This window comes from Microcoleus sp. MON2_D5, from assembly GCF_036701905.1.
GTDB lineage: Bacteria > Cyanobacteriota > Cyanobacteriia > Cyanobacteriales > Microcoleaceae > Microcoleus.
This window is the reverse complement of sequence record NZ_JAUBRM010000013.1, coordinates 41,497-66,409: the sequence shown is the minus strand read 5'-3', so window position 1 is coordinate 66,409 and position 24,913 is coordinate 41,497. Positions and strand designations below refer to the sequence as shown.

Here is a 24,913-nt window from a genome sequence, read left to right as displayed (position 1 = left end):
AGAGAAAACAATTTTCTGAAAGCACCTATTCAACATACAATAAATTAAAGGTGAGTCATCCGCGCAACCTTACACGCCACTAAACCCCATCCCACATCCAGCGGTTTAAGCTAACAAGCATCGGGGGTCATTTCTACCTATAGGAAATGACACAGCAACTAAGCCAAAGTAGTAAAAGTCTCCGGTTTTGTGTACCTTGCACTTTCTACAGCACAGATTGCTCCCGACCCGCTCGTTGCACCTCTGTCCGCAAGGGCCGATCGCGTGCAAAACACAGGGGCATCGCAGCAGCGAGCTACTAGCAATTTTGCCTCGATCCGGTAAGTTCTTTGCTAAAGCAAGAAGCAAGAGGCACTTCAAAAGGAAGAAGGAACAAGGCAGAAGGAAACAAGGCAGAAGGCAGAAATGCAAATTTTCTCCCTCTCCATCCCTCCATCGGCTCATCCTCGACTCAAGCCGTCGCTTTCAGTATCGAGCCATCTTTTAAGAACCGACAGGGGCTTTCTAATTCGCAAAGTGCTCGGCGCTGCTGACCTAAAAGCAAACAAACCAACGCTAAAAAATTGTATTGGGGAATAGCGTGCGGGACATTTGTCTGCACCGTCAGCAGTCAGTTCAAGACAGACAGCAGACAATTAGCACCAAGTCGGTGTCGGGAGAGAATCTCAAAAAAACCTCGCGATGAAACAAGGTGGCTGTGCTCGCGTCTCCACCTATTAACCCGCGCATTTGTTGGGAAGCAGGCACTGCGAGGGCCCGAGGGGGTGCGGCTGATTTCGCCAAAATTTAGACTAATTGCTGGAAACAAGAGGATCGATCGCTACATGGAATTTTCTATCGCTGCACTGCTGGCAAATTTTACAGAAGACAAATTAGTGGCTCCTAAAGCATTAGAGAAAAAACTCGACTGCAACGACGCCACCAGTCAACTCAAACTTCAAATCGCATTAGAAGCTCTAGAGAAAATTGGCATATTAGTCAAAGACAAAGGCCGCTATCGCCGAGTAGTTGAAGACGACGTAGTAGAAGCAAAACTGCGCTGTTCGAGCAAAGGATTTTGCTTTGCAATTCAAGACGCCGAAGGCTCAGAAGACGTTTACGTGCGGGAAAGTCACCTCTCGACAGCTTGGAATGGCGATCGAGTCTTAGTCAAAATCATCAAAGAAGGTAGCCGCCGCCGATCGCCCGAAGGCGAAGTCATGCTCATCCTCGAACGCGCCAACCCCTCGGTACTGGCGCGAGTCAAGCAAACTGCCACCCCCACCGGCCGCGTCAGCTACAGAGCAATCCCCCTGGACGATCGCCTGTTGTTTGAACTAGACTTGCTCGCCAATGGCACAAATCTTCAAGAGGCGATCGACCACCTAGTACACGTCGAAGTCAAACGCTACCCCCTCGGCACGCACCGCCCAGTCGGCAAAGTAGTACAGGTACTCGGTTCCGACGCCGAAGCCGCTGACGACCTCGACATCGTATGCTGCAAACACGACTTGCCGCGATCGTTCCCCGCCGCCGTCATCAAAGCAGCCGAAAATTTGCCCAGCAAAGTCAAAAAAACCGACATCAAAAAACGGCTAGATTTGCGTAACATTCTGACTGTTAGCTTCAGCAAAAACGAACCGGGAACAACCAACAGCGAAAACGATGCCCCCCAAACCCAGGAGGAAAATCTCTCCGAGGGAGGAGCCGAAAACGAGTTCGATCCGACATCATTCCTATCCGATCCGCCAGTGGAACGCGCTGTGTCGATCGAAACCCTGAAGCCCGGCCGCTGGCAAATAGGAATCCACATCAGCGACGCCGCCGAGTACGTGCAGCCAGAAACCCCGATCGACCGCGAAGCCCGCAAGCGAGGCACCGCCGCCCATCTGGGAGAAAAAATCATCGCCGTACTTCCAGAAATCCTCAACGAGCGCTGCTCTCTGCTGCCAGATACCGAACGGCTGACCTTCAGCATACTGCTCACCCTAGACGAATCTGGAGAACTCTTAGAATACGAAATTCAAGCCAGCGTCATTCAAATTGACTACCACCTCACCTACCAGCAAGCTCAAGCAATTCTCGAACCAGGCGGTGCCGAAGATCACCCTTTATCATCCGCCCTCCGTCCTTTCCTAGATCAAATGTCGGCTGCCTCACAGGCTGCCAGAAAGGCAAGGCTCAAGCGGGGAGCTTTTGAACTAAATTTGCCCGATGCTAACTCTCACTTCGATGACGAAGGCGAATTAGGAGCTTTTGCATTCGCTCCCCCCGCCCAGTCGGCTGTCTCCGAGTTGGTGGTACTCGCCAACCAAGCTGTCGCCACTCACCTGCAGGCATTGGGAGTCCCAGCAATCTACCGCGTCCAGCCGATGCCAGACCCGGCAGACATTCAAGAGTTCATCAAACTCTCCAACAACCTCGGAGGGGAACTGTATCTCGAAAGCGAAGAAGAAGTTTTGCCCTTGGACTTTCAGCGATTTACCCAGCAGTTTGCGGGCCTTAAGTCCGAAAGAGTTCTCACCTACCTGCTAGAAGACACGATGAAGCCCGCTGTTTACAGCACAAGTCCCAAGCCGCACTTCGGTTTGGCACTGTCAGAGGGTTACACGCGCTGCACTTCGCCGCTTTCCCGCTACGCCGATTTGCTGATACTGCGGGTGTTGCAAGCGGTGTTCGAGCAAGGCCGCAGCAGTCGCACAACACGGGCTAAGGAAAAAGTTGACTTGCACCATTCCTCCTGTCACGGTCAAATTACTTGGAATGTTCTCCCGCCAGATTTGCACCACGAATTTGAGACGGAGTTTGCATCGGCCGTGGTACACCTGACGGAACGGGAAAGGGTTGCTGAGGATGCCGAAAGCGATTTGCAGGGATTGAAGAAAACCGGATTGATGAAAGAACGCACCGGGCAAACTTTCCAGGGTTTGATTACAGGTGTGCAGTCTTATGGTTTCTTTGTCGAAATTGAGGTGCGGCCGCCGGAGAGCGACATCCTGCGAGTTGAAGGACTGGTACACGTTTCTTCGCTGAAGGATGACTGGTACGAATATCGATCGCGCCAGCAAACTCTGGTGGGCCGGAAAAACCGCAATCAGTACCGTTTGGGCGATCGGGTAGAAGTTCAAGTCAAGAGTGTGGATTACTACCGCCAGCAAATTGATTTAGTTGCAGTTGGTGGCGGCAGCCAAGCTTTTGATGATGATGAATAATCAGTTGACAGTTGACAGTTGACAGTTGATTTTCCTCAATACTTAGTTGTCATTGTCTAGCAACTAAGTATTAAGAAGTTGGCTGCCAACTATACTCAGCAATCCTCACTAAATAATTAAGGACTAATATCAAATCCGATAGCATCGGGCTTGTAAAATCTAGTCAAGAGTTAACAATCACGGACGGTGCAACCGGAATTTATATAATTTATCTGCGTTAATCTGTGTTAATCTGCCTGTATCTGCGGTAAAAAAAAGAGAATTAATTAACAGCAGATGACAAGGGATGGACGCTGATTCACGCAGAGGTCGAGAATAGAGATAGGATGAATTCCGATGCTAAGAGATTTGATATAACAACTAATTACTAACAACAGTAAACGGTCAACTAAAAAATAACTAATGACGAATAACTACCCCCTCATTGTAGGAGTTACCGGTGCATCGGGACTGATTTATGCGGTGCGAACTCTGAAGTTTATGTTGGAGGCCGATCGCGCTATTGAACTGGTCGCTTCCAAGTCTACTTACATGGTTTGGCAAAGCGAACAGAACACCCGAATGCCCGCAGAGCCGACGCTTCAAGAGGAATTCTGGCGGGAACAAGCAGGAGTAGCCACAATGGGTAAACTTCGGTGCCATCCCTGGCAAGATGTCGGTGCTAATATTGCTAGTGGCTCCTTTCGCACCCAAGGGATGATCGTTATTCCCTGTAGCATGAGTACGCTGGGCAAATTGGCGGCTGGCTTGAGTTCGGATTTGCTCGAAAGAGCGGCCGACGTTCAGCTCAAGGAAGGGCGAAAATTGGTACTCGTGCCTCGCGAAACGCCTTTTAGCTTGATTCACCTGCGGAATTTGACTACCTTGGCGGAAGCTGGAGCTAGAATTGTACCAGCGATTCCTGCTTGGTATCACAATCCGCAAACTATTGAAGATTTGGTAGACTTTGTGGTGGCTCGCGCTTTAGACCAGTTGGGGATTGATTGCGTTCCTCTCAAACGCTGGAAGGAAGAAGAAGGGAGTTAGTTGACAGTTGACAGTTGACAGTTGACAGTTTGTTATTTGTTATTGATGATTTGTTAGTTTAAATTAGCAATTCCCAATTACCAATTACCAATTACCAATATTTTTAATATGCGACCTGTATTTTTGCTAGTAATTGTGGTGGGGCTGACTATTTTTGCCCTGCAAAATGTGGAGCCGGCATTATCGCTGGTGTTTTTGGGAGTTCGATCGCCTGCTTTGCCCTTATCTATCTGGATTCTGCTCAGCATGGTGGTGGGAGCTCTCACATCTTTATTGATTTCTGGTTTGCTGGCTTTTTCAAATTACCTATCTGTAACAAGAGACCGCACCGGCCGATCCAGTCGCAGCCGTCCCAATACTTTCCCAGAGGACAGGAGAACACCTTACACGCCATCTCCCCCTCCTAGAAAAGAGGGAATTGACCCGGATATGAATAGGGAAAATAGCCAAACTCAGGCTGCTGGTTCCTACCGAACTGAGTACGGTACGCCGGCCGGTTACAGTTCCCGGACTTTCCTGCAAGAAACTCCGAACCAGGATGGGGCGACGGATTACGCTCAACCAGGGACTTATGCAGCAGCAGACGATGAGGACGATTGGGTCTCAGAGGGCTCAAAATCCGGCTCTCAAGGCGGCGATGACGATTGGGGGGACGATCGCGATTTTCCCGATCGATCGCAGGTAAATGATGTTCCAGCGGCAAATCCGAGGGCTTACGAAGCTAAGCAGGAACCGAAAAGCAAATCTTGGGCTGGCTCAGTATATTCTTACGGCTATCGAGATCCGAGCCAGTCTGGGGTGGGGCAAACTGAGGCTGTATACGATGCGGAGTATCGCGTGCTGGTTCCTCCGGGAGGGGATATTCCTAAACCCGCTGATGAAGTACCAATAAATCCTCTTGCAGAAACAGAGGATGATTGGGGATTGGATGAGGGTGATGAGTTTGATGACGACGATCGCGCCAGTGGCGGATCGATTAACCTAAAAAAATAGAAAAATATCGGAGGATTTGGCAGTGGATGGGTTGAGGGGAGTAAATATTTATCTCGTCGGGATGATGGGTGCGGGAAAAACAACGGTGGGGCGGATTTTGGCAAGAAAATTAAAATACCGTTTTTTTGATACTGATGAACTAATTGTTCGAGTTGCTAATCAGTCAATTGCTGAGATTTTCGCTCAAGAGGGGGAAGAGGCTTTTCGGGAACTAGAAACTAAAGTGCTCGGCGAATTGTCTGCTTATCAAAATTCGGTTGTGGCTACGGGCGGGGGCATTGTGGCCCGATCGATGAATTGGGGTTACTTGCACTACGGTGTAGTGGTTTGGCTGGATGTGCCTGTAGATCAACTTTACGATCGACTGCGTTCGGACACCGCTCGACCCCTACTGCAGGAGGGCGAGATCAAATCTAAGCTGCAAAGCCTTTTGAAAGAGCGAGAGCGTTTTTACACTCAAGCAGATGTCCGAGTCTGTGCTGGTGTGGGCGAAAGGCCTGAAGCAGTGGCGACTAGGGCGATCGAGGAAATCCAAAAAGTTATCAAATCAGAAACCGGATCCGATCTCAATTGATACATTCATAAACCCGGTTTCTCAGAAAATAACAGGTTTCTCAGGACTTGTGGTATTAGTTCCCAAAAATAATGCAACTCTACACAAGCTCCAAGCCACCAGCTTCATCAGTCATTCCCAAAATCTAAAATCTAAAAGGGTATGACTTCGGTAAAAATACTGGTTTTTGTCTGAATGTGTCGGTTTAACCACCCAATATTTTACAGTCCACCGGGTTTGAGTGGATGTGAGGCGTAACTTTTATAAGTAGGAGGATGTGGCCATGCGGAGATTTTATACAAGAACTAATGGCAGACTCATCTGATGCGTTAATGTCGCCTATTGAGTTGTCCCTAAAAATAAAAGGGCCCCACCGCTGAAGGGCTGTAGGGCGCAAGGACAGTTAAACGCTAACTTGATTGTCGGGAAATTTAGCATCAATGCTATCGTCCTATGTGACGATTTTACGATCGTCCATTCACTCATCAATTTTCCTGTATCAAAAAATGTAACCCAGCGCCGCTCGAATTCAACCTGTCCTATTCTAAAAGCAATACCTCATGCATTCTGACTAGCAGCTCCCTAAAGCTGCTTTTTTATTGCAATCGAGTTTTTGGCTGCCCGACTTGCGGACTCTTGGGAATAACATTTGGAGCAACAGTGGCTACACCTCAATACTGCCATAGCGGTTTTCAGTTCCACTCCCGGTTCGTCGGTAATTGGTAATTGGCAATGGGGAATGGGTAGTTGGGAATTGGGCATTGGTAACAACTAGCGGGGAATCGGCAATTGAGATGCTGTACCTCACCCGGCTTGAAAACTGCTCTGATTACGGCGCGGAACGAGGTCTTAATCCGGGGGTGGGGGATTGAAAAAAAATAAGCTGTATTTATTGATGGGCGATCTGATAGTTTTCGGCTAATTATCCGTTGCGAGTTATAGAATTTGGTTGGATGAATTTCCCGTTCCTCATTAAGAGAATACGAGCCTGCCTGTTTTTGACCAAAACTCGATCGCTCCCCCCAGCCCCACACCGGTTAAAGAAATGCTAGCTAATACCGCAAAAGCCCGCCAATTTTTCCAACCAGATATTTGAATATCGAGTCTTGCCAAAGCTCCGGCTGAAATCAAGAGTAAACAAGTAGCAAAAAGGTGCATCCAGGCAAAAACTACCACTGCCACCAAAGCTCCTACAATAATAGAAAGAAAAGCACCGAGATCACTAGAAAACCACCGCATAATTAAGGCTTTTATGTCTCTCAGAGGGAACGACAAGGCGACAGTGAACACTAAAATTGAAGCTATGGCTAAAAACCAAGTCAGGTGCGGGGGAACATCAAACTCAGATAATTTCCAGCCAAAGGTGAAATAAGTAACAAAAAGTAGAGTTAGGGAAACCCAAGAGTTTTTTTTCATCCAATGGCACAATTAGGAGAACCAGGCAAAAAAAAGATGACGATCCAGAGGACTTTTTACAGGGGCTAGAGGTTGGTTGAAATAGCTTGTACCGGACAGGTAGGGATGCACTGCTCGCAAACGATACACCGCGATCGAGCAAAACTTAGTTTAAAGCTTTCTGGGTCTAGGGTCAAGGCTTCTGTCGGGCAAACCCCCGTACACAAACCGCAGTGAACGCAGATATCTTCGTCTATCAGTATTTCCCGGCTGGCTAGGGAAACGCCGATGTTTTGCGATCGCATCCAGTCGATCGCCGCTTCTAGTTGGTCGATGTCCCCTGATAACTCTAGCACCAGTTTGCCCACTTGATTGGGAGCCACCTGAGCACGGATAATGTTGGCTGCAACATTAAAATCCTTTGCCAGTCGATAGGTGACAGGCATTTGGATCGATCGTTGGGGAAACGTCAGTGTTACCCGTTTTTTCACCCTGCAAGTCCTCGATAATTTACAAACAATCTTAGTTATCTTATGTTTTAGCGCACTTGGTCTAATTACTGCCTTTATCCAAATTTTTTATGATATGGGTCTGATTATCTCAAAATGTGGTATAATCTGAATCTATTTAAAATAAAAACATAGAAATAAAACGGCAATTTATTTTATGACCCAGAATTCGCCCAACTCAACTGTTTCTCCGGCTGCTAAGAATCCCGAAACAAAAGTCGCCACGCGCCTCAGAAACTTATTGATCGTGTTAGCCGCGATCGCCCTTTCAGTATCTATCTTCTTAGGGCTGCAAACCCAAACGCCATCAAGCAGTCTCACCGATATGGCAAAAGCTTCAACGCCATTAGAAACAGCTTTGATCAACGGCAAACCGACACTCATGGAATTTTATGCTAATTGGTGCGGTAGCTGTCAGGCAATGGCTAACGATCTGAGCGAAATCAAACAGAAATACGCCGAACCGATGAATTTTGTGATGCTGAATGTAGACAATGACAAATGGCTGCCAGAAATCACCAAATATAGAGTAGACGGCATTCCGCACTTTGTCTATTTGAACGATAAAGGCAGCCCCGTTGCGGAAACGATGGGGGAAATGCCGCGCAGTATTATGGAAGCTAACTTAGAAGCTTTAATAGCAGGAAAACCTCTGCCACACGTCCAAGCTGGCGGTCAAGTTTCTAATTTTACTCCCCCCACAGGGCCTGTGAAAACAAGTAGCTCCGACCCCCGCGCCCACGGCTCTCAAGTACAGTAAAAGAAGAAAGAGAGAACAAGGAAGAAGACTTTAGGAACAGGCAAGATGCCTGTTCCACAACAAATAAACTTTCTTGTGGAACAGGCATCTTGCCTGTTCCTGATTGCGATAACTTACAGAGATTTAAAAGCCGATCGCAACTTATGTCAATCTGCGTTTTGGGCGATAGACTACCTCTAAAGGAGTATTATAAAAAACATTTTTGACAATTTATTAAAATTTATTATACTACTTGTCAGGTGCGGAGCGTAAATATTCTCTCACTCCCTATACAAAATAAAGCCTGACCGAAAACAATTTGGTCGCCAGCCCTGCGATTCATTCCTTTGCAGGCTGACTGGGTAAACTTTTCAATTTTTTAACCTAAAATCTAAAATCTAAAATCAAATGACCGCCGATAAACCCGGATTCAGCATTAGCGCGACCGCGATTCGCCGCCACATCGGCACCCTCATGCTGACACTTGCGATTATAGTCGTGGGCATTTTCTACATCACCCAACTGCCGGTTGACTTGCTGCCCTCCATCACCTATCCCCGCATCAGCGTGCGCTTAGACGCCCCCGGAGTCTCGCCAGAAGTTGCAGTTGACGAAATTACCCGCCCCCTCGAACAAGGGCTTTCAGCGACAGAAGGAGTCACGCAAGTTTTTTCCCGCACCCGCGAAGGACAAGTCAGCGTCGATTTATTTTTCAGGCCAGGGGGCGACATCAACCAAGCCCTCAACGACGCTACAGCCTCCGTCAACCGAATTCGCAACCGACTTCCCGATACAGTTGAATCGCCCAGTCTGTTTAAATTTGACCCTTCTCAACAGCCGGTGTACGAATTTGCCCTGACTTCAGACTCGCGACAAGGGGTAGATTTGCGGGTATTTGCCGATGACGAATTAGCCCGGGAAATTAACGTTATTCCAGGAGTAGCTTCGGTTGACGTTTCCGGTGGCGTTCAGGAAGAAATTCAAGTTAATATTGACCTGAACCGGCTGCAAAGTTTAGGAGTTAATCTTAATGACGTTTTTAATGCTTTGCGCGAGCGCAATTTAGACACTTCCGGTGGTCGCCTGCGGCAAGAATCTAACGAACCGCTGACGCGCACAATCGGTCGCTTTAGAACAGCCTCTGAAATCGCCAATCTTTCCTTTCAAGTATCCGGTTCCAACCCCCCAAAACGAGTTTACCTGCGCGATTTTGCCCAAGTCAATGACGGCACGGAAGAACAGCGAGTCAAAGTTTTCCTCAATCAAAAACCTGCAGTTAAAATTAGCATCTTGAAACAGCCGGACGCCAACACAATTACTGTTGTTGACGGAGTGAAAAATCGCATCAAAGAAATGCAGGAGTCCGGCTTAATTTCTGCAGACATGACCGTAGTTACTACCTTAGACGAATCCCGATTTATCCGCAATTCCTTAGCGGATGTGGCGAATGCGGGAGTTTCAGGTGCAGTGTTGGCTGCGGTCGCAGTTTTGTTCTTTTTAGGTTCTCTCAGACAAACGCTGATTATTTCTCTGACTATTCCCCTGTGTACTCTAGCAGCCATTATTTTAATGCGGCTGTTCGGCTTGTCGCTGAACTTGTTTAGTTTAGGCGGTTTAGCATTAGGTATCGGTCAGGCGATCGACACCAGCGTAGTTATTTTAGAAAATATTGTAGTCGGTCTAGACAGCAACCCTCATCTGAAAAAAGGCAGAATCAAAGATCGAAAAGAACGCACAATAGAAGAGTCGGTATTGCGGAGTGAAGAAGTAGAATCAGCAATGGTTGCTTCCACAGCAGCCAACTTAGTATCAGTGCTTCCATTTTTGCTGATCGGCGGCTTCTTTTCTCTGCTATTTAACGAATTAATTTTGACAATTAGCTTTGCAGTAGCAGCATCTCTGCTAGTAGCTTTAACGGTAGTGCCGATGCTGACTTCTCGCCTGATGGGAATGTCTTATTCCAGCGGTATCAGTCAGTTCGGGCCGATAAAACATTTCAACCGCGGCTTTGAGAACGGTACGCGGGCTTACGGTTCGATGCTGTCAAAAGTTCTGAGTTTGCGGTTAATTATCATTGCAGTTGCTTTTGTGATTTTAGGCGGTGGGACTTGGGTGATGGCGGGTCAAATTCCCCAAGAAATTTTGCCGAGAGTTAATACAAGTCAAGCCAGATTATTTGCTTCGTTTCCTCCGGGGACTAACTTGGAAACCAATCAAAAAGTGATTGCTGCAGCCGATAAACTTCTGCTCGCACAGCCAGAAACAGACTACACTTTAACTACAGCAGGGGGGCTGCTTTTCGGCAACAATACGGTGGAAAATTTGCTCAGGGGAAGCAGCACAATTACGCTAAAACCAGGTACGAATACCACCGATTTTACGGAAAAAATGACTGATGAATTTAAAAAACTTGACCTTCCTAAAGGAACTCGTCTGCGGCTAGTTCCAGAATCGATTAGGGGTTTAGTTTTAACTAATTCTCCCGTGCGGGGTGGCGAAATTGATGTCGTGGTTCAGGGGGAAACTGAACAATCATTGCAGGAAGCCGGCCGTCAGATATTAAAAGAATTAGATGAGAAGGTAAAATTAGCCCGGTTTCGGCCGGAGGCAGACGCGCCGCAGTCAGAGGTACAAATTCGTCCCGATTGGGAAAGGGCCGCTGTGTACGGGCTGACAGCCCAAGATATTGGGGAGACAATTCAGACAGCAATTGAAGGTGCTGTTCCCACTCAGTTGCAGCGGGGAAACCGATTAATAGATGTGCGGGTGCAGTTCGATCGCACTTCGGTAAAATCTATTGCTCAACTCGGACAAATTCCGTTATCTGGTAATAATAGCATCATCCGTTTAAGCGACGTGGCTAATATTACGATCGGCAAAGCGCCTGCAGAAATTCAGCGTCTCAATCAACGGCAAGTTTTCTTAGTTGTCGGAAACTTGAATAAGGGTGCAAGTCTCGGCGATGCTGTCCAGCAAGTCGATGCAGTTTTATCAGAACTGAAGTTGCCGCGAGGAGTAAGAATTCTGCCGAGTTCGGCTGCTGAAACTAATGAGCAATTGCAAACTTCTCTCAAGCTTTTGGGGGGATTGGCGACTTTTCTAGTGTTTGTAGCCATGGCGGTGCAGTACAATTCCCTGGTTGACCCGCTGGTGATTTTGCTGACAGTGCCTCTGGCGTTGGCGGCGGGAGTATTCGGGCTTTATGTGACCAAAACTGCGATCGGTGCGACGGTGATGATCGGTGCAATTTTGCTCGTGGGAATTGTGGTGAATAACGGCATCATTATGATCGAGTTGGCGAACCAAATTCTGGAAGAGGAAAAGGTCGATCGCACGACAGCAATTCTCAGGGCAGCACCTCAGCGCTTACGGCCGATTTTGATGACAACTATTACCACAGTTTTGGGTTTATTTCCCCTAGCTTTGGGGATTGGAGAAGGTTCGGAATTCTTGCAACCGCTGGGTGTGGTGGTGTTTTCCGGTTTGTCGCTGGCGACGCTGCTGACGCTGTTTATTATTCCGTGTTTCTATATTTTGCTGCACGACTTCTTTGGGATTTTTGCAGCGAAGAAGCCGCAGACAGTTGCTATTCCTGTGCAGAAAGCGGGGAGAAAGACTCCGAATTTGTAAAATATAGCGTCAGCAAATACGCACTTTCCCGCAATCCGGCAGAGGTTTAAACCCCTGCCTCAAAGCTCAAGTCGGTTAAAACCGACTGTAGATTTTGACGGGAAGTGCGATCGATTTCAGTCCTCTTTCAGAGGACTTTAGCTATGAGACAGGGAATTCATTCCCTGTCGGAATGTCGGATTTACAAACAATACCGCTACTGCATTTGATGTTCAGTTGACGCCGCAAGAATTAGTGGGTAAGGTGCGTCAGTAAACATTCTATGACTCCCAAAAGAAATTCCCGACTGACGCACCCTACGAGAATTAGTGTGTTTGACATCTTAAATTCTTTATGTTACAACTATACTACATAACAAACTGGCAAAACCAACTTAAACAAAAATGCCCTACGAAAAATTAGACATATCAGCCCCAAAACCAGTATTATCTTGGGCCAATCACGCCCTGGGCGAAAAAGAAACCAAGATGACCGCCAACGTAGCATCTTTGCCCTTTGTATTCAAACACGTCGCACTAATGCCCGACGTACATTTAGGAAAAGGTGCTTTAGTCGGTTCCGTAATTGCCACAAAAGAAGCGATTATTCCGGCTGCTGTGGGGGTTGATATTGGTTGCGGGATGGCTGCTATTAAAATGCCTTTCACAGCTAACAAATTAGAAGGCAAACTCAAACAAATTCGCCTCGATATCGAAGCCGCAATTCCCGTGGGATTTGCGGAAAACAAGGAAGTAGAAAAAACTGTCACCAACTGGCAGGGATGGGGCGAGTTTAAGAAACTTCATCAAGGCGTGCAGCACCAAAACAATAAAGCCTTAAAACAAATGGGTTCCCTCGGGGGCGGCAATCATTTTATTGAGGTTTGCGTTGATAGTGAAAACTTTGTTTGGCTGATGCTGCATTCCGGTTCTCGCGGCATTGGAAACTTGCTCGCACAGCAGCACATCGAGACTGCTAAACATTTAGCTAAACTGGCAGAAATGAGTCTCGCCGATCAAGATTTGGCTTATTTTGTAGCGGGTACGCGGGAGTTTGCCGCTTACTGGCACGATTTGCAGTGGGCGCAAGATTATGCTCGTTTTAATCGCGATGTGATGATGAATCGGTTTAAGCGAATTGTGGAAAAGCACGTCGCGGGCGGCAAATCTGTTAAGCCGTTATTAGAGGTGAATTGCCACCATAATTACGCGGAAAAAGAGGTGCATTTTGGCGAAGATGTGTATGTGACTCGCAAAGGTGCTGTGCGCGCGGATGTAGAGGATTACGGAATTATTCCGGGTTCGATGGGGGCGAAATCTTTTATTGTTAAAGGGAAGGGAAATGCTGAGAGTTACTGTAGTTGCAGTCACGGCGCGGGGCGTTTGATGTCTCGAAATCAAGCGAAGAATGTATTTACTCTCGATGATTTTGTGCGGCAGACTGAGGGGGTTGAGTGCCGCAAAGATAAGGAATTTTTAGATGAAATTCCGGGGGCTTATAAGCCAATTGATGAGGTGATGAGTCAGCAGTCGGATTTGGTGGAAATTGTGGCGACTTTGAAGCAGGTGGTTTGTGTCAAGGGGTGAATGTAAGGGAAGCTACAAAGGCAATAGCCCTTGAGCACGTAGTCTAGCAGCAAAAGGAGATTCGCCAGCTTCAATTTCGGCCTGTTTAACATACTCTTCTCGTCGCTTGATTTCTGCATCGAGTTCTTGTTGGCGAGCCCAATAATAAGCTAAGGCAGAAAGAATTTGGCTCATAGTTAAGTAGCGATGATTGAGGTGTAATTCTGCTGGACTCCAACCATAAGCTATCTAAGGTTCGAGTAATTCAACGGCTTTCATCGTAGTTCCGGCTATGATGGGAACATTGTCTTCGTTGAGTTCTATATATTTATACTCGGTCTTTGTAAGTGTCATGGTTCCTGCTTTGTCGATCGGCTCTTAAATAGGATGTCTATTTTCTAGTATACTTCGCCGAATCCATGCTACAACAGCAGGGACTAAATCAGGTTGGCTGGGTGAAAAAGTTTGCAGTGGAATATCCTCTGTTTCGCATACTATGCAAATCGCGCGATCGAATTTGCTTAAAGCTTTCAGAAATGAATCGCTAAATCCTGTGGGTGTGGCTGAGAGTGCGGTGGAATCGTAGCAGATGAAAAACAGGGTAATTTCGCTTTGGCGGCGCAGGGAATTCCAATAGAGTTTGAGTTTTTGCATTGTATCGGGATACCCATTTTGCCACTCTGGACAATTCTGATTTAGCATCTCATCGTAAATTTCTTGGGCGGGGTTATCCGGGTCGATGAATTGGTGAGTGTCGATGCAAATTAGTTTTATTTTGCTGCATAAATCGGGTTGATTGTTAATGGCTTCGGCAAGGATTTGGGGTAAGTTTGCTAAGTTGAGGCTTGCTGTTGCGGTGTTGGTAAGGGTGTCTTGGTGCCAAGCTTGATAGAAGTCGGGGTAGGGAAGATTTTGGGCGCAATGCCAAATGACTGTGTAGAATTCATCGAATCGGTCAAATTTGTTTTTGTAAACTTCATCAGTGAGGTAAGCTTTGAAAATTAAGACTACGCTATAATATTGATCGTTTGTCGTCAGGACTTGTTTCAAGCTACTAGCAGCTTCCCTACGAATGCCCTCTGATTGAGTAGTTTGCAGAAGCTTGATTAAGGCAGCAATTACTACTTTATTACCTATTCCGATTTTCCCTAAACTCTTAACAGCTTCCCTAGAGGTAGCCTCATCCTCGGTGGGTTCTAAAAGTTCGAGCAAGGTAGTTATTGTTACTGAACTTTCTGTACCAATTTCCCCTAAACTTATAGCAGCTTGCCAACGATTCCGCTTATTCTCTGTAGTTTCTATAAGTCTGACTAAGGCAGCGATCGCTATTTCATTTTTCGTACCAACTTTTCCTAAACTCCAAGTTGCAGCACACTGAATCAAATCATCCTTAGTCGTTTCTAAAATTTTTACTAAAGTAGAAATCACCTTTTCACTTGTATTGCCAATTTGTCCGAGTTCCATACATAAAGTCATGCTGTAATCAGTAGATTCTATAAGGCTAACTATCTCAATGGCTGCTCTTTCATTACCTGGATCGAGTTCACCTAAATATTGAGCAGCTATATGTCTGGTAAATTTGGATTTAGTATTTTCCATAATTTTGATAAAAGTGTTAATTGCTGTCTCATTACCTGGATCAATTTTTCCTAAATAATAAGCAGCGTTCAACCAATCATTTTCATTTTCAGAGGTCACTATTACCTTGGAAAAATGAGTAATAGCTACTTTATTTCCTGGATCGATTTTTCCTAAACTTTCAGCAAAAGTTCTTTTAAGGTATGCATATTTAGTTGTTGTTAGCAGTCGCAACAAGTTTTCAATCGCTTTTATATTACCATTTTTAATCGACTCAAATATTGATTTTAAAATAAAACTAACTTCTATTTGTTGTTTTTGCTCGTGGTTGTTTTCAAGATTATTTAAAAGTTTAATTGCCGTAGAAATGCTTACTTCATCCTTGTCAGTAATTTGACCTAAACTGCGGGCAGCTTCGTTCCGAATAGATAAATGCTCGGAGCTATCTATAAATTGTACTAGGGCAGTAATCGCTATTTCGTTAGCTATTCCAATCTGCCCTAAAAACTGGACAGATTGCCACCGAGTATTTTCACAATCGGTGGTTTTCATAACGTTGACCAATTTACAAACAGCTATTTGATTACCAATATCAATTAGACCTAAAGTATAAGCAGCTTGCCAAACAACAAAGCTATACTGACAAGTATCTATCAGTTTAATCAGCCCCTTAATTACCTTGTCTCGAACTGTCTCTAGAAGTATAGTTCTAGCTTTATCTTGAATCAGGTTATGGTATCTTACCCACTTTTGTGTTTGAGTATCATAATAACCAAAGCTTAGCTTAATAATTGAATCGATCGCTTTATCTGTAAAAAAATATTCACGAAACTCTGCGATAGCAGCTACAGCTAGAAAATCAGACCTATAAGAATAGAATCTGTATCTAATTCCATCATTAAACTCTACCAATGCCGTGATAAACTCTTCTTTCTGGTTATTTATTATTTCGTCATCACGCCCCAACCACAGCAAAATTACCTCTTTCCACTGCGGCTCGAAAATGCGGTATGGCTTATATTGCTTTGGATTATCTTTATCTTGAACAGGTCTATCTTTGTGTTCGCGGGGTAAGAAATAATCCCAATCATCAACAGCTAACGCGGCAAAATATTCCTGAAAACTAGAATGTAAAAACGAATAAATAGGCTTTTTCGTGCGAGTATCCTTGTCAACTAAAACCAACCATCCCAATTCACCAGCTAAATTAAACCACTCTTCCTCCATCTGCTCAATGGCAAATTCTTGCTCAATCCGAAACCGATTGGCGCTTTCCATTGCCGCTAAAGCCAACTTTTCCAAAGCTTGTTGAATCTGTTTTTTATCCGTTTCCTTTAATACTCGGTGCTTTTTCTGAAATTCCTCTTGTTTCCACTCAAAAAAATAAGTAGTAAACTGCTCGTAAAGTGCCGCCTTCGTTGACGGCAAATCCCGTTCAGCTACGCACCAAGACTGACACAACATCGACAACCGCAGGGGATTGCGTACCAGTTCCCGAATTCGCTCTTTTCCCGATGCTTTTAACTGTTGCTGTAACTGTTTTCCCTGTTTCTGCCAAAAACTTTCCTTACCAGAATTGCGCCGTTTCTCATCCTGACTTGCTTGCTCAAACCACTGATGAATAAACTTATCCACATCATCGGGTTCAAATTCCAAGGTTTTATAAGTATCAAAATTTGTCAGGGTATTGCTAATCGCCGCATCCCAAACATTCAAACGGCAAGTTAGCACCACCCGCGCCTTACCCACCCAGTCTGTCAGTTGTTCCCGAATTTTCGCCAACGCCTGCACGGGGGATTCCGCCGCCCTTTCATCCACGGCATCAAGCAGCAACCACACTTTACCTTGACAGAACAGTTGTTTGAGAGCTTTTCTGATTTCTGGCGTTACATTTTCCGCATCAGCATCGATAAAATATAGCGCTTTTTTCAGCCAATTATCCAGTAAATAATCTTCAATGGTGCTCTCCCGTAAATCTGCCAGTCGAATACAAATCGGAAAATCCGGGGAATTTTTCGGCAACCGTTCCGCCAATTCTCCTAACAGGGTAGTTTTCCCCGCGCCCGGTTCGCCAATGATCGCGATATGCTTGCCTTTTTCGGTGCGATTTTCGGCAATCACTTTCTGGAAAAAAGCATCATCTTTATAAGTTTGAACGATTTGCAGTTCTGGTTCTTTCTGGCGTGACTCTTCGCCTGTGGGGTTTGGTATGGGGTTTGGTGTTTTGGGACGTTCCATTAATCCCAAGGGAACGTAAATATTTAATTCATATTGTTGTGCTGTTGCTTGGCGGCGGAGTTGTTGAGTTGCTATAACTTTGTTGCAGACATCGCGCCAGTCAATATTTTTCTCGATTATCGGTGATGATTCCGGTACATTTGAAGCTGTTTTTTCCTGCCATTTCTGCTTCACTACAGCCAGATTCTTATCCCTAGATGCCGTTTGCTGTTGCAGCTCCAGCGTGAATTTCCAGTAGCCTTGATTTTTTTTCGTATTGGGATCTTCCTTCAACACTCCCAACTGTCTCAAGCAGTCAATGACTGTTTGAATTGCATCCAATTCCTTCTCTTGCTGGCTTCCTCGCCGCTTGCCAAGTTCCAAGCGTTTGCCAGTTTTCTTAATCAGTGCAACTAAATGTTCCTTCCGTGTGCCAACTTCAACAATTCGATTCCCTCTTTTTTGCTGTTCTTTCCCCGTCACGCGCAACTGGCTAGCAGAAACCCACTCAACCTTAACTGCGGTTTTGAGTGTGTCGTCTAACTCCAGTTCTTCATCTGCATGAGACAGTAAAGCTTCTACCAGGTTTAAGCTATTTTTCTGCTCTGGTTCTCCCCAGCCAATATTTCTTTCCATACCACAACGATAAAAAAACCTAAACAAGTTTTGACTTGCCCAAACCAGCCAGCACCCCCAAGCTACTAATCCCCATTCTACAAGCATTCCGAGGGTTGCTTGGGGAAGTTGTTTGTTGGAAAACCCAAAAAAACAATTGATCTTGTCAGCCAAAAACAAGGTCAGTTCAATGTCTACCCAGAAGAATCAGCAACATAAAGCCGCTCAAATGTCTACCCAGAAGAATCAGCAACATAAAGCTGCTCACAAGTTTGTGGGGCGAGTTATAGAGATCGCATTTGTCACACAAGCCATCATTATCGGCATCAACGGAAATCTCGATGTGCTTTCAGGTAAACCCGTCCTCGATGTTATCCCGTCGATGATTACTCAAGCTATACAGTTAATCGTCAAAACCTATCGCACCCAAAAGAGTGTGGAGGAGATCGATCGCATTAAAAAAGATCGCATCGCCCAAAATCCCGACGATTGATATCGCTTCGAGGGTGCAAGATCGATCGCACAAACAGCATCAAGAGGGGGAAATTGAGCTTAACTCAACTTCCCCCTCTGGACAAACGCTTTGTTTTCTGAAGCTTTTCTCTAACACACCATCTGTCTCGACTCAATTTCTAGCAAGCGCAGCAGTCTTTCATCGCCATTGGCTTTGGCTGCTTGCTTTCTACGATCGAGAATATTGCAAATATTCGCTTGGTGGATTTGCGCCACTTCTACAACAGTTGGGTAAGATTCAACCGTCCCTGGGGTGCGAACTGCTGCGCTATCCCGATCGCCACCTTGAGAATCTCGCTTTGTAGTATAGTTTGTGCCGCCGTATTTATTTGGGCCGGGAATGTGTCTCGGATACCGATAGTTCCAGTCTTGGCCCCGGTATTTGCCCGCTACTTCGCCTTCGATCATATCGACTGTCGGAATGTCGTACTCGTAGTTGACGCCGCGATAAGTGAGTTTCATATTTTTGATCCTTATATGTATGGAGATAAAAAGGGCAGTCAGGCCAGCTTGGGTTTTCTTTGCTAAAACTTTTTTAGTTTCTGTATTCAATTATACTGTTTTTTAAGATAAATCGGTTAAATTTACAAAAATTAATATTTTGAGGGGCAGAGGGCAAGAAAAAACCCGCCGCAGCGGGTTTAATCGAGTTTTTGACTAATTCGAGCAGCATCCGGAGCGAAACTGCTTCGGTTCCGGAGAACTAGCCAACTGTCACCTGATCGGTTTGCACGTCTGTGGCGCCTTCTTCAGCAGAGGCGATCGCCACCAACTTGTCGAGAATTTCCTGACTGGGAACTTGACCTTTGAGAACAACCGTGCTGCTGAGCTGAGCTACATAAACAGTCTCGATATCAGCAACTTCTGGATCGCCGTCAAAAGCTAAAGCGACCCGCTTCGCGAGGCCGCTGTCGTCAAAATTTCCGTCTGGGCCGACTTTAGCAGGAGCGATGGATTGCGCTTGCGCTGCTTGCTGTACTACTTGTGCCATCGGTTCAGCCGGGGCTTCAGGCTTTTCGAGTCCGAACAGTCTTTTAAACCAACCCATATTAGTTGAGTCTCCTGAAAATACACTTTTTACACGATAGCTCTAGAATTCCAAAAGACTCGTAATTGTTGCAAAACTCAGCGAAATTTATCAAAATGTTTTATCGGGAGACTTTCACAATCTAAAATCTTAAATGGTATCTAGATATTGATGTTGCTATTTGATGTATAGGACGATCGCTCCGCCTTGGATAGCAGAGGCATAGTCGAAGCAGTTCCCCCACTGTCACCTTAAAAAAACTGCACAACGCGCCAGAATACATTCTCGGTTTGTTTAACTACCCGGGACATCTCCTGCGGGTCATCGATCTGTGTCCACTGATACAGGGGACGGTAGCCCGCGCTTAATTAAGGGTAGTCCTGCATATAGCAATCCTTGCAGGAGTCGTAAATTTTTTACCCCACCCCAACCCTCCCCGAATCCCCTCGCTCCGGAGTAAGAAATTCACAAATGATGCGAGGATTGCTATAAGTAATTATGCAATTTGATCAACCCCGTCTGTAGAAGGAGATGACAGGCAAAAACCACTACTTGTTTACCAATTAGCAATTACCAATTACTACTCACCAATTCCCCGTTAGAGATAATTAAATCTAACTCTTAACTTTTTAGATAATATTGTTCTGCTTCCGACCAATTCAGTTTAAGCAACGAATCATTTCCCCAGGTCAGTTTGAGACTCGGCTTAATTGCTGTCACGCCCAAAGCGCTAATAATCTGCGCTGCTACAGCTTTCGCCAATAGCGGCGGTACAGAATTTCCGACTTGGCGAAAACCGTGCCATTTTGTAACGTGAAATCTAAACCAGTCAGGATAGGAATGCAGTCGCGCAGCTTCCCTGACAGTAATGCACCGAGGCGCGATCGGGTGAATCGGTCTCGGCGAAGTATAAGCCCCCCTAGCCCGGTCGGTTCCAGCCCTGAGAGTGTTGCAAACTCCCTGGGGATGAAGCTTATAAAAACGGCTGATCGGCTCTTTTTCGCCGTGTTTAGCAGCATGAAACCTTTCTCTACATTCCAGAGAGTGTTGAGTTCGCAAACTGCAAGAGAGAATTTGCCGATCGTACTCGCGATCGTAGGAATAATCATCATCCAAACCATCAATTCCGCGCATTATACTCGCATAAGGGCTGCACTTTCCGTACTCCGCCATCACCCAATCTCGGTGCAGCAACTCGCTGTACTTTTCCACTTCCGGCAAATCTCCAATCGCATCCCAAACTGTCGGGACAGCAGGTAAATTAACTTTTTTATAGCGTTTAGGAATTTTAACTTTCGGCAGTATAGTAGTTGGCTGAGGGTATTTTGGCAGCTCATAATCTTTTTTGCAGCCAATCAAAAACAAGCGTTTGCGAGCTTGCGGGACTCCGTAGTGAACCGCGTTGAGAACTTGATAGTTTTCTTCTACTTGATAGCCTGCTTCCAGAAAAGAGCTAATTAAAATATTCAGGAGTTCTTTGTGTTCTCCTGATGCAATTCCCGGAACATTTTCCATTACGAAAAACTTGGGTTTTAGCTCCAAAACTAAGCGTTTAAAGTGAAAAATTAGAGAATTTCGCGGGTCGTCCACATCGCGCTTTCCCATCATCGAGAATCCTTGACAGGGCGAACCGCTGATTACTACGTCTATCTCGCGCCGCCCGATCGCCGATTTTTTCCTAATTTCCGAACCCGTAAGCTGTGCGACATCTTTGCACAGAATAGAACACAGCGGGAAATTAAACTGGTGTGTGGCGCAGTGAATTGGGTCAATTTCGACTGAGGCAAGTACATCAAAACCTGCTTGTTCAAAGCCCAGGGTCATGCCGCCCGCGCCTGCAAATAAATCAACAGCGATCGGTCGCTTTTTCCGATTGCTTGGCATAACATTTCAATAACAAAGTTGCTTTAATAGAAATTAAGGAAATTAACCGCGTTTCTGGCAATAAATCTGGGGTTTGTCAAGGAGCCATCTACAAAGAAACCGGGTTTATACATAACCTTTCAATACCAAAATTGCTTTAAGAAGCTGTATTTAATTTGACGTTTTTCATTATTTCCGCAGCGGCCCGATCGCACACACCCACATCTCCGAGACTTTCGCGCATTTCCCGATAACCCGCTTTGATTTGCTGGCGTCGATCGGCATTTTGCAGCAATTCCAGTGCGTGGTTCACTATATTTTCCGCAGTCGCCTCGTATTGCAGCAACTCCGGGACGATCGGCTTCATTTGCACCAAATTGGGCGGAGACATAAAAGGAATCGAAAATTTCAGGACGTGGCGAGCAATAATCGCCGTAATCGGACTGACGCGGTAGACGACAACTTGCGGAACGTCGAGCAAAGCTAGCTCCAGATTAACAGTACCAGATTTAGCGATCGCCAGATCGGCAGCAGCCAAGATTTCCAGAGTTTGATTTTCTAACAAAGTAGCCCGCAAACCGTAATTCTCGATCGCTTTTTCGATTTTGCTGCGGAAAGCTTTGTTAGCAAGCGGAATCAAAAAATGAACTTCCGGCAATTTAGCTTGAATAATTTGAGCGGCCTCAAATATAACCGGCATCAGGTACTTGAGTTCTTGGTGTCTGGAAGCGGGAATTAGGGCGATCGACACCTGTTCCGGCCCAATTCCCAAAGTTTTGCGGGCAACTTCCCGGCTGGGCGCAGACTGCATTCTATCGACCAAAGGATGACCAACCCAACTCACTTGGGCTCCTTTTTTTTGATAATAACAAGCTTCTTCAGGGAAAATTGCCAAAAGTTGGTCGCAAATATTGACAATCAGATCGGTATTGCGACGAGAAATCGACCAAACCCATTCTTGAGGTGCGATGTACCAAACCACCGGCAAATCCGGCAAACAGCGGCGGATATAGCTGCCAATACCGAGATTGGGAGTCAAATAATCAATCAATACAACAGCATCGGGGCGGAAGTTTTTGAGATATTGTTTAGCTTTTTGCTGAACTTTGATCGTTGGCCAAATATACGGCACTGATTCTATCAGACCCATAGAACCAATGCCCACAGTATCGCCTAAAATAGTAGCCCCAGCTTCTGCCATACGAGGACCGCCCAATCCTGTTATTTCTAGCTCAAAACCAGCGGCGACAGCGTGACGTTTTAAAGCGGCAACTAACAAAGCTCCTTGCAAATCGCCAGAAACCTCACCAGTGCTGATAAAAATTTTCATATTCTGACTTTAAACAGGTGAGGTGTTTGCTAATAATTCGGTAACAGCATCATATTGATCGGGCATATTAGCACAGCGTAGGAGTAATTCTAAGTCTAGATCGGGAAGGAATGTACTGCGAGCCACCTGCTCATAATTTTCGCCTGTTAAGTAATAGAGAGATAACTGACTATTTTGCCAAAACCAGACTTCCCGAACGCCCAATCTTTTGTAGAACTCTAGAGTATTTATCCCGCCACTGGTAATTACGACTTCAATAGCAATATCTGGGACTATTTTTTGGGTTCCTATATCATAGGAATCATCCGGCTCTTTTCTACCGCCTAATTCTCTGTCACCTAGAGTCGGCCCGCCCTTGCCGTAAAATCGAATCCCATTTGCTCTCATATATGCCTCTAGGAGCATACAGAGAGTTTTCTTGATTATTTCGTGTTCGGGCGAGACAGTCATAATTTGCAGTATTTTATCGAGATAGAAAAATTTCACACCTCTGACATCTTTAAAAGCTGCTTCTATCGCTTCAAATTGCTGCCAACTAACATCTGAGAACCTAATCCAGCCATCTTGTTCTGTTTCAGGGGATGTAGATTTGACTGAAGTATATACATTCATAGGGCAACAGTCGGTTAGTTCATAGGTTTATTCTACCTCATTTACTTTTTGCCAGGAATCAAACCGCGCCGCCCTTTGGTTATAGACTGCTGCACAAATCTCCGCAGGTGCTGCAAGTGGGCGTTTTCTGGTAACAAATCCAACTGTTCCAAAGCTTGATTGAGAGTGTAGCCAGAATGGTATAAAATACGAAAAGTTTTCTTCAAAACTAGCAAATCTTCTTCTGTCAAACCAGCGCGTTGCAGACCGACTTTGTTGATTGCTCGCACCCTCGAAGGATTGCCCTCGACTAGCATATAAGGAGGTACGTCTCGATCGATTCTGCTCAAGCCCCCCACCATCGACAAGCGGCCGATGTGGACAAACTGATGAACGCCCAAAACACCGCTCAAGCGGGCTTGAGACTCGATTTTAACGTGTCCGGCTAAGGCTACAGCATTGGCGATAATTACTCGATCGGCGATCGCGCAATTGTGTCCGACATGAACATAAGCCATCAATAGATTATGATTGCCAATTGTCGTGCTTTCCCCCGCTCCAGTAGCGCGGTTAATTGTCACGTATTCCCGAATCTGATTGCTGTCGCCAATTTTCACCCTAGTCGGAGAACCCTCGTATTTCAAATCTTGAGGTTCCAAACCAATCGCCGCACCGGGGAAAATTTGATTGCGAGCGCCTATTTCTGTTAGCCCGTCGATAATTGCATGAGCGCCAATCTTAGTATCCGGCCCGATTTTCACTCTTTCCCCAATTACAGCATAAGCTCCCACTTGTACAGTCGGGTGAAGTTCAGCGCCGGGATGAATCACAGCAGTTGGGTGAATCAAAGTAAGCATTTGTCAATTTTTTTGCTGGTAAGTGGGAAGGAAGTTCGGCTAAGTGCAGTGTAAGGGATTGAACGGATTTAACGGATGGATGTTGACAGAAGACGGAAGAAGGAAGAGGGAATTTTAGAAATTTTAAGATGGCGTCGTTCCGACGAACACTTAGCAGTTTTAATTTAAATTCAAAACTCACAAGTCACAATTACCCGCAAGCCCTCACCACTTCCCCAATTTAATCTACCATCGAAAACGTCAATTCTCCTTCACAAACTTTTTGTCCGTCTACTTCAGCCAGAGCCTGCATTTTTGCGAAGCGGCGGCGTTTTACCCACAGCAATTCTACAGTCATCCGCAACTGATCGCCCGGTACAACCTGACGACGGAACTTCACTTGATCGATTCCGGTAAACATCCACAATCCTTGCTTGATGTCGGGCAACTGAGCGAGAACAATACCGCCAACTTGAGCCATAGCTTCAACAATTAATACCCCAGGCATAATTGGCCGTCCGGGAAAATGCCCTTGAAAATGTGGTTCGTTGAAAGTCACATTTTTAATTCCTATAGCCTTCTTCGACGGCACGTAATCAACAATCTTGTCAACCAGTGCAAAAGGATAGCGATGAGGCAAGAATTTCTGAATTTCTTCGAGAGTAAAAGTAGATTTAACCGCTGGAGAATCCTCACCGTTTTCAGTGGGAACGGATTCAGAATTCGCAGTATTGAGGGTGTTAACTTCAGTCAGCGTGGACAT

19 protein-coding genes are annotated in these 24,913 nt (G+C 45.7%); 8 read left to right on the top strand and 11 right to left on the bottom strand.

What is annotated here, in order from left to right:
• The first annotated feature begins 824 nt into the window (after positions 1-824).
• The 4 genes from QUA47_RS07120 to QUA47_RS07105 all read left to right on the top strand — a co-directional run bounded on the left by QUA47_RS07120 (position 825) and on the right by QUA47_RS07105 (position 5,784).
• The gene (locus QUA47_RS07120; RefSeq protein WP_333430215.1) at positions 825-3,191 is read left to right on the top strand and encodes a ribonuclease R family protein; all 2,367 of its coding nucleotides are present in this window, start codon (positions 825-827) and stop codon (positions 3,189-3,191) included.
• Positions 3,192-3,593: 402 nt separating this feature from the next.
• Entirely contained in the window at positions 3,594-4,217 is a 624-nt protein-coding gene (locus tag QUA47_RS07115; protein WP_190737279.1) for a flavin prenyltransferase UbiX, read from the top strand.
• A 108-nt stretch (positions 4,218-4,325) separates the two neighbouring features.
• Positions 4,326-5,210 (top strand): LapA family protein, encoded by an 885-nt coding sequence (locus QUA47_RS07110; RefSeq protein WP_333430214.1) that lies wholly within the window; start codon positions 4,326-4,328, stop codon positions 5,208-5,210.
• A 22-nt stretch (positions 5,211-5,232) separates the two neighbouring features.
• The gene (locus tag QUA47_RS07105; RefSeq protein ID WP_333219147.1) at positions 5,233-5,784 is read left to right on the top strand and encodes a shikimate kinase; all 552 of its coding nucleotides are present in this window, start codon (positions 5,233-5,235) and stop codon (positions 5,782-5,784) included.
• A 951-nt stretch (positions 5,785-6,735) separates the two neighbouring features.
• Here the strand turns inward: QUA47_RS07105 and QUA47_RS07100 are convergent.
• Both QUA47_RS07100 and QUA47_RS07095 read right to left on the bottom strand, forming a co-directional pair.
• Positions 6,736-7,179 carry a hypothetical protein gene (locus tag QUA47_RS07100; protein ID WP_333218034.1) on the bottom strand — a complete coding sequence of 148 codons (444 nt, stop codon included), beginning with the start codon at positions 7,177-7,179 and terminating at the stop codon, positions 6,736-6,738.
• Between the two features lie 65 nt (positions 7,180-7,244).
• Positions 7,245-7,649, bottom strand: coding sequence for an NIL domain-containing protein (locus QUA47_RS07095; protein WP_006635751.1), 405 nt, complete (start codon positions 7,647-7,649; stop codon positions 7,245-7,247).
• A 175-nt stretch (positions 7,650-7,824) separates the two neighbouring features.
• Here QUA47_RS07095 and QUA47_RS07090 point away from each other — a divergent pair, with 175 nt between their 5' ends.
• From QUA47_RS07090 to QUA47_RS07080, 3 genes are all read left to right on the top strand, one after another.
• The gene (locus QUA47_RS07090; RefSeq protein WP_190737270.1) at positions 7,825-8,427 is read left to right on the top strand and encodes a thioredoxin family protein; all 603 of its coding nucleotides are present in this window, start codon (positions 7,825-7,827) and stop codon (positions 8,425-8,427) included.
• Between the two features lie 387 nt (positions 8,428-8,814).
• Positions 8,815-12,036 (top strand): efflux RND transporter permease subunit, encoded by a 3,222-nt coding sequence (locus tag QUA47_RS07085; RefSeq protein ID WP_333430213.1) that lies wholly within the window; start codon positions 8,815-8,817, stop codon positions 12,034-12,036.
• Positions 12,037-12,419: 383 nt separating this feature from the next.
• On the top strand, positions 12,420-13,601 hold the full coding sequence (locus QUA47_RS07080) for an RtcB family protein (RefSeq protein WP_333430212.1): 1,182 nt from the start codon (positions 12,420-12,422) through the stop codon (positions 13,599-13,601).
• 12 nt (positions 13,602-13,613) lie between these two features.
• Here the strand turns inward: QUA47_RS07080 and QUA47_RS07075 are convergent, their stop codons facing one another.
• Positions 13,614-13,775, bottom strand: coding sequence for a hypothetical protein (locus QUA47_RS07075; protein ID WP_333430211.1), 162 nt, complete (start codon positions 13,773-13,775; stop codon positions 13,614-13,616).
• Between the two features lie 183 nt (positions 13,776-13,958).
• A complete protein-coding gene (locus tag QUA47_RS07070) occupies positions 13,959-18,164 on the bottom strand; it encodes an NACHT C-terminal alpha/beta 1 domain-containing protein (RefSeq protein ID WP_333430210.1) in 4,206 nt (1,401 codons plus the stop codon).
• A 16-nt stretch (positions 18,165-18,180) separates the two neighbouring features.
• On the opposite strand from QUA47_RS07070, the gene QUA47_RS07065 reads away from it, so the two are divergent.
• On the top strand, positions 18,181-18,483 hold the full coding sequence (locus QUA47_RS07065; protein ID WP_333430209.1) for a hypothetical protein: 303 nt from the start codon (positions 18,181-18,183) through the stop codon (positions 18,481-18,483).
• A gap of 110 nt (positions 18,484-18,593) precedes the next feature.
• Here QUA47_RS07065 and QUA47_RS07060 read toward each other — a convergent pair whose 3' ends face one another.
• The 7 genes from QUA47_RS07060 to fabZ all read right to left on the bottom strand — a co-directional run bounded on the left by QUA47_RS07060 (position 18,594) and on the right by fabZ (position 24,913).
• On the bottom strand, positions 18,594-18,965 hold the full coding sequence (locus QUA47_RS07060; protein WP_333281195.1) for a DUF4278 domain-containing protein: 372 nt from the start codon (positions 18,963-18,965) through the stop codon (positions 18,594-18,596).
• Between the two features lie 241 nt (positions 18,966-19,206).
• Entirely contained in the window at positions 19,207-19,551 is a 345-nt protein-coding gene (locus QUA47_RS07055) for a BON domain-containing protein (protein WP_190737264.1), read from the bottom strand.
• Positions 19,552-20,151: 600 nt separating this feature from the next.
• Positions 20,152-21,414 carry a DNA cytosine methyltransferase gene (locus QUA47_RS07050; protein WP_333430208.1) on the bottom strand — a complete coding sequence of 421 codons (1,263 nt, stop codon included), beginning with the start codon at positions 21,412-21,414 and terminating at the stop codon, positions 20,152-20,154.
• Positions 21,415-21,550: 136 nt separating this feature from the next.
• The gene (gene lpxB, locus QUA47_RS07045) at positions 21,551-22,723 is read right to left on the bottom strand and encodes a lipid-A-disaccharide synthase (protein ID WP_333430207.1); all 1,173 of its coding nucleotides are present in this window, start codon (positions 22,721-22,723) and stop codon (positions 21,551-21,553) included.
• Positions 22,724-22,732: 9 nt separating this feature from the next.
• The gene (locus tag QUA47_RS07040; RefSeq protein ID WP_333430206.1) at positions 22,733-23,335 is read right to left on the bottom strand and encodes a Uma2 family endonuclease; all 603 of its coding nucleotides are present in this window, start codon (positions 23,333-23,335) and stop codon (positions 22,733-22,735) included.
• A gap of 41 nt (positions 23,336-23,376) precedes the next feature.
• A complete protein-coding gene (gene lpxA / locus QUA47_RS07035) occupies positions 23,377-24,171 on the bottom strand; it encodes an acyl-ACP--UDP-N-acetylglucosamine O-acyltransferase (protein ID WP_190658339.1) in 795 nt (264 codons plus the stop codon).
• Between the two features lie 220 nt (positions 24,172-24,391).
• On the bottom strand, positions 24,392-24,913 hold the full coding sequence (gene fabZ, locus QUA47_RS07030; protein WP_333430205.1) for a 3-hydroxyacyl-ACP dehydratase FabZ: 522 nt from the start codon (positions 24,911-24,913) through the stop codon (positions 24,392-24,394).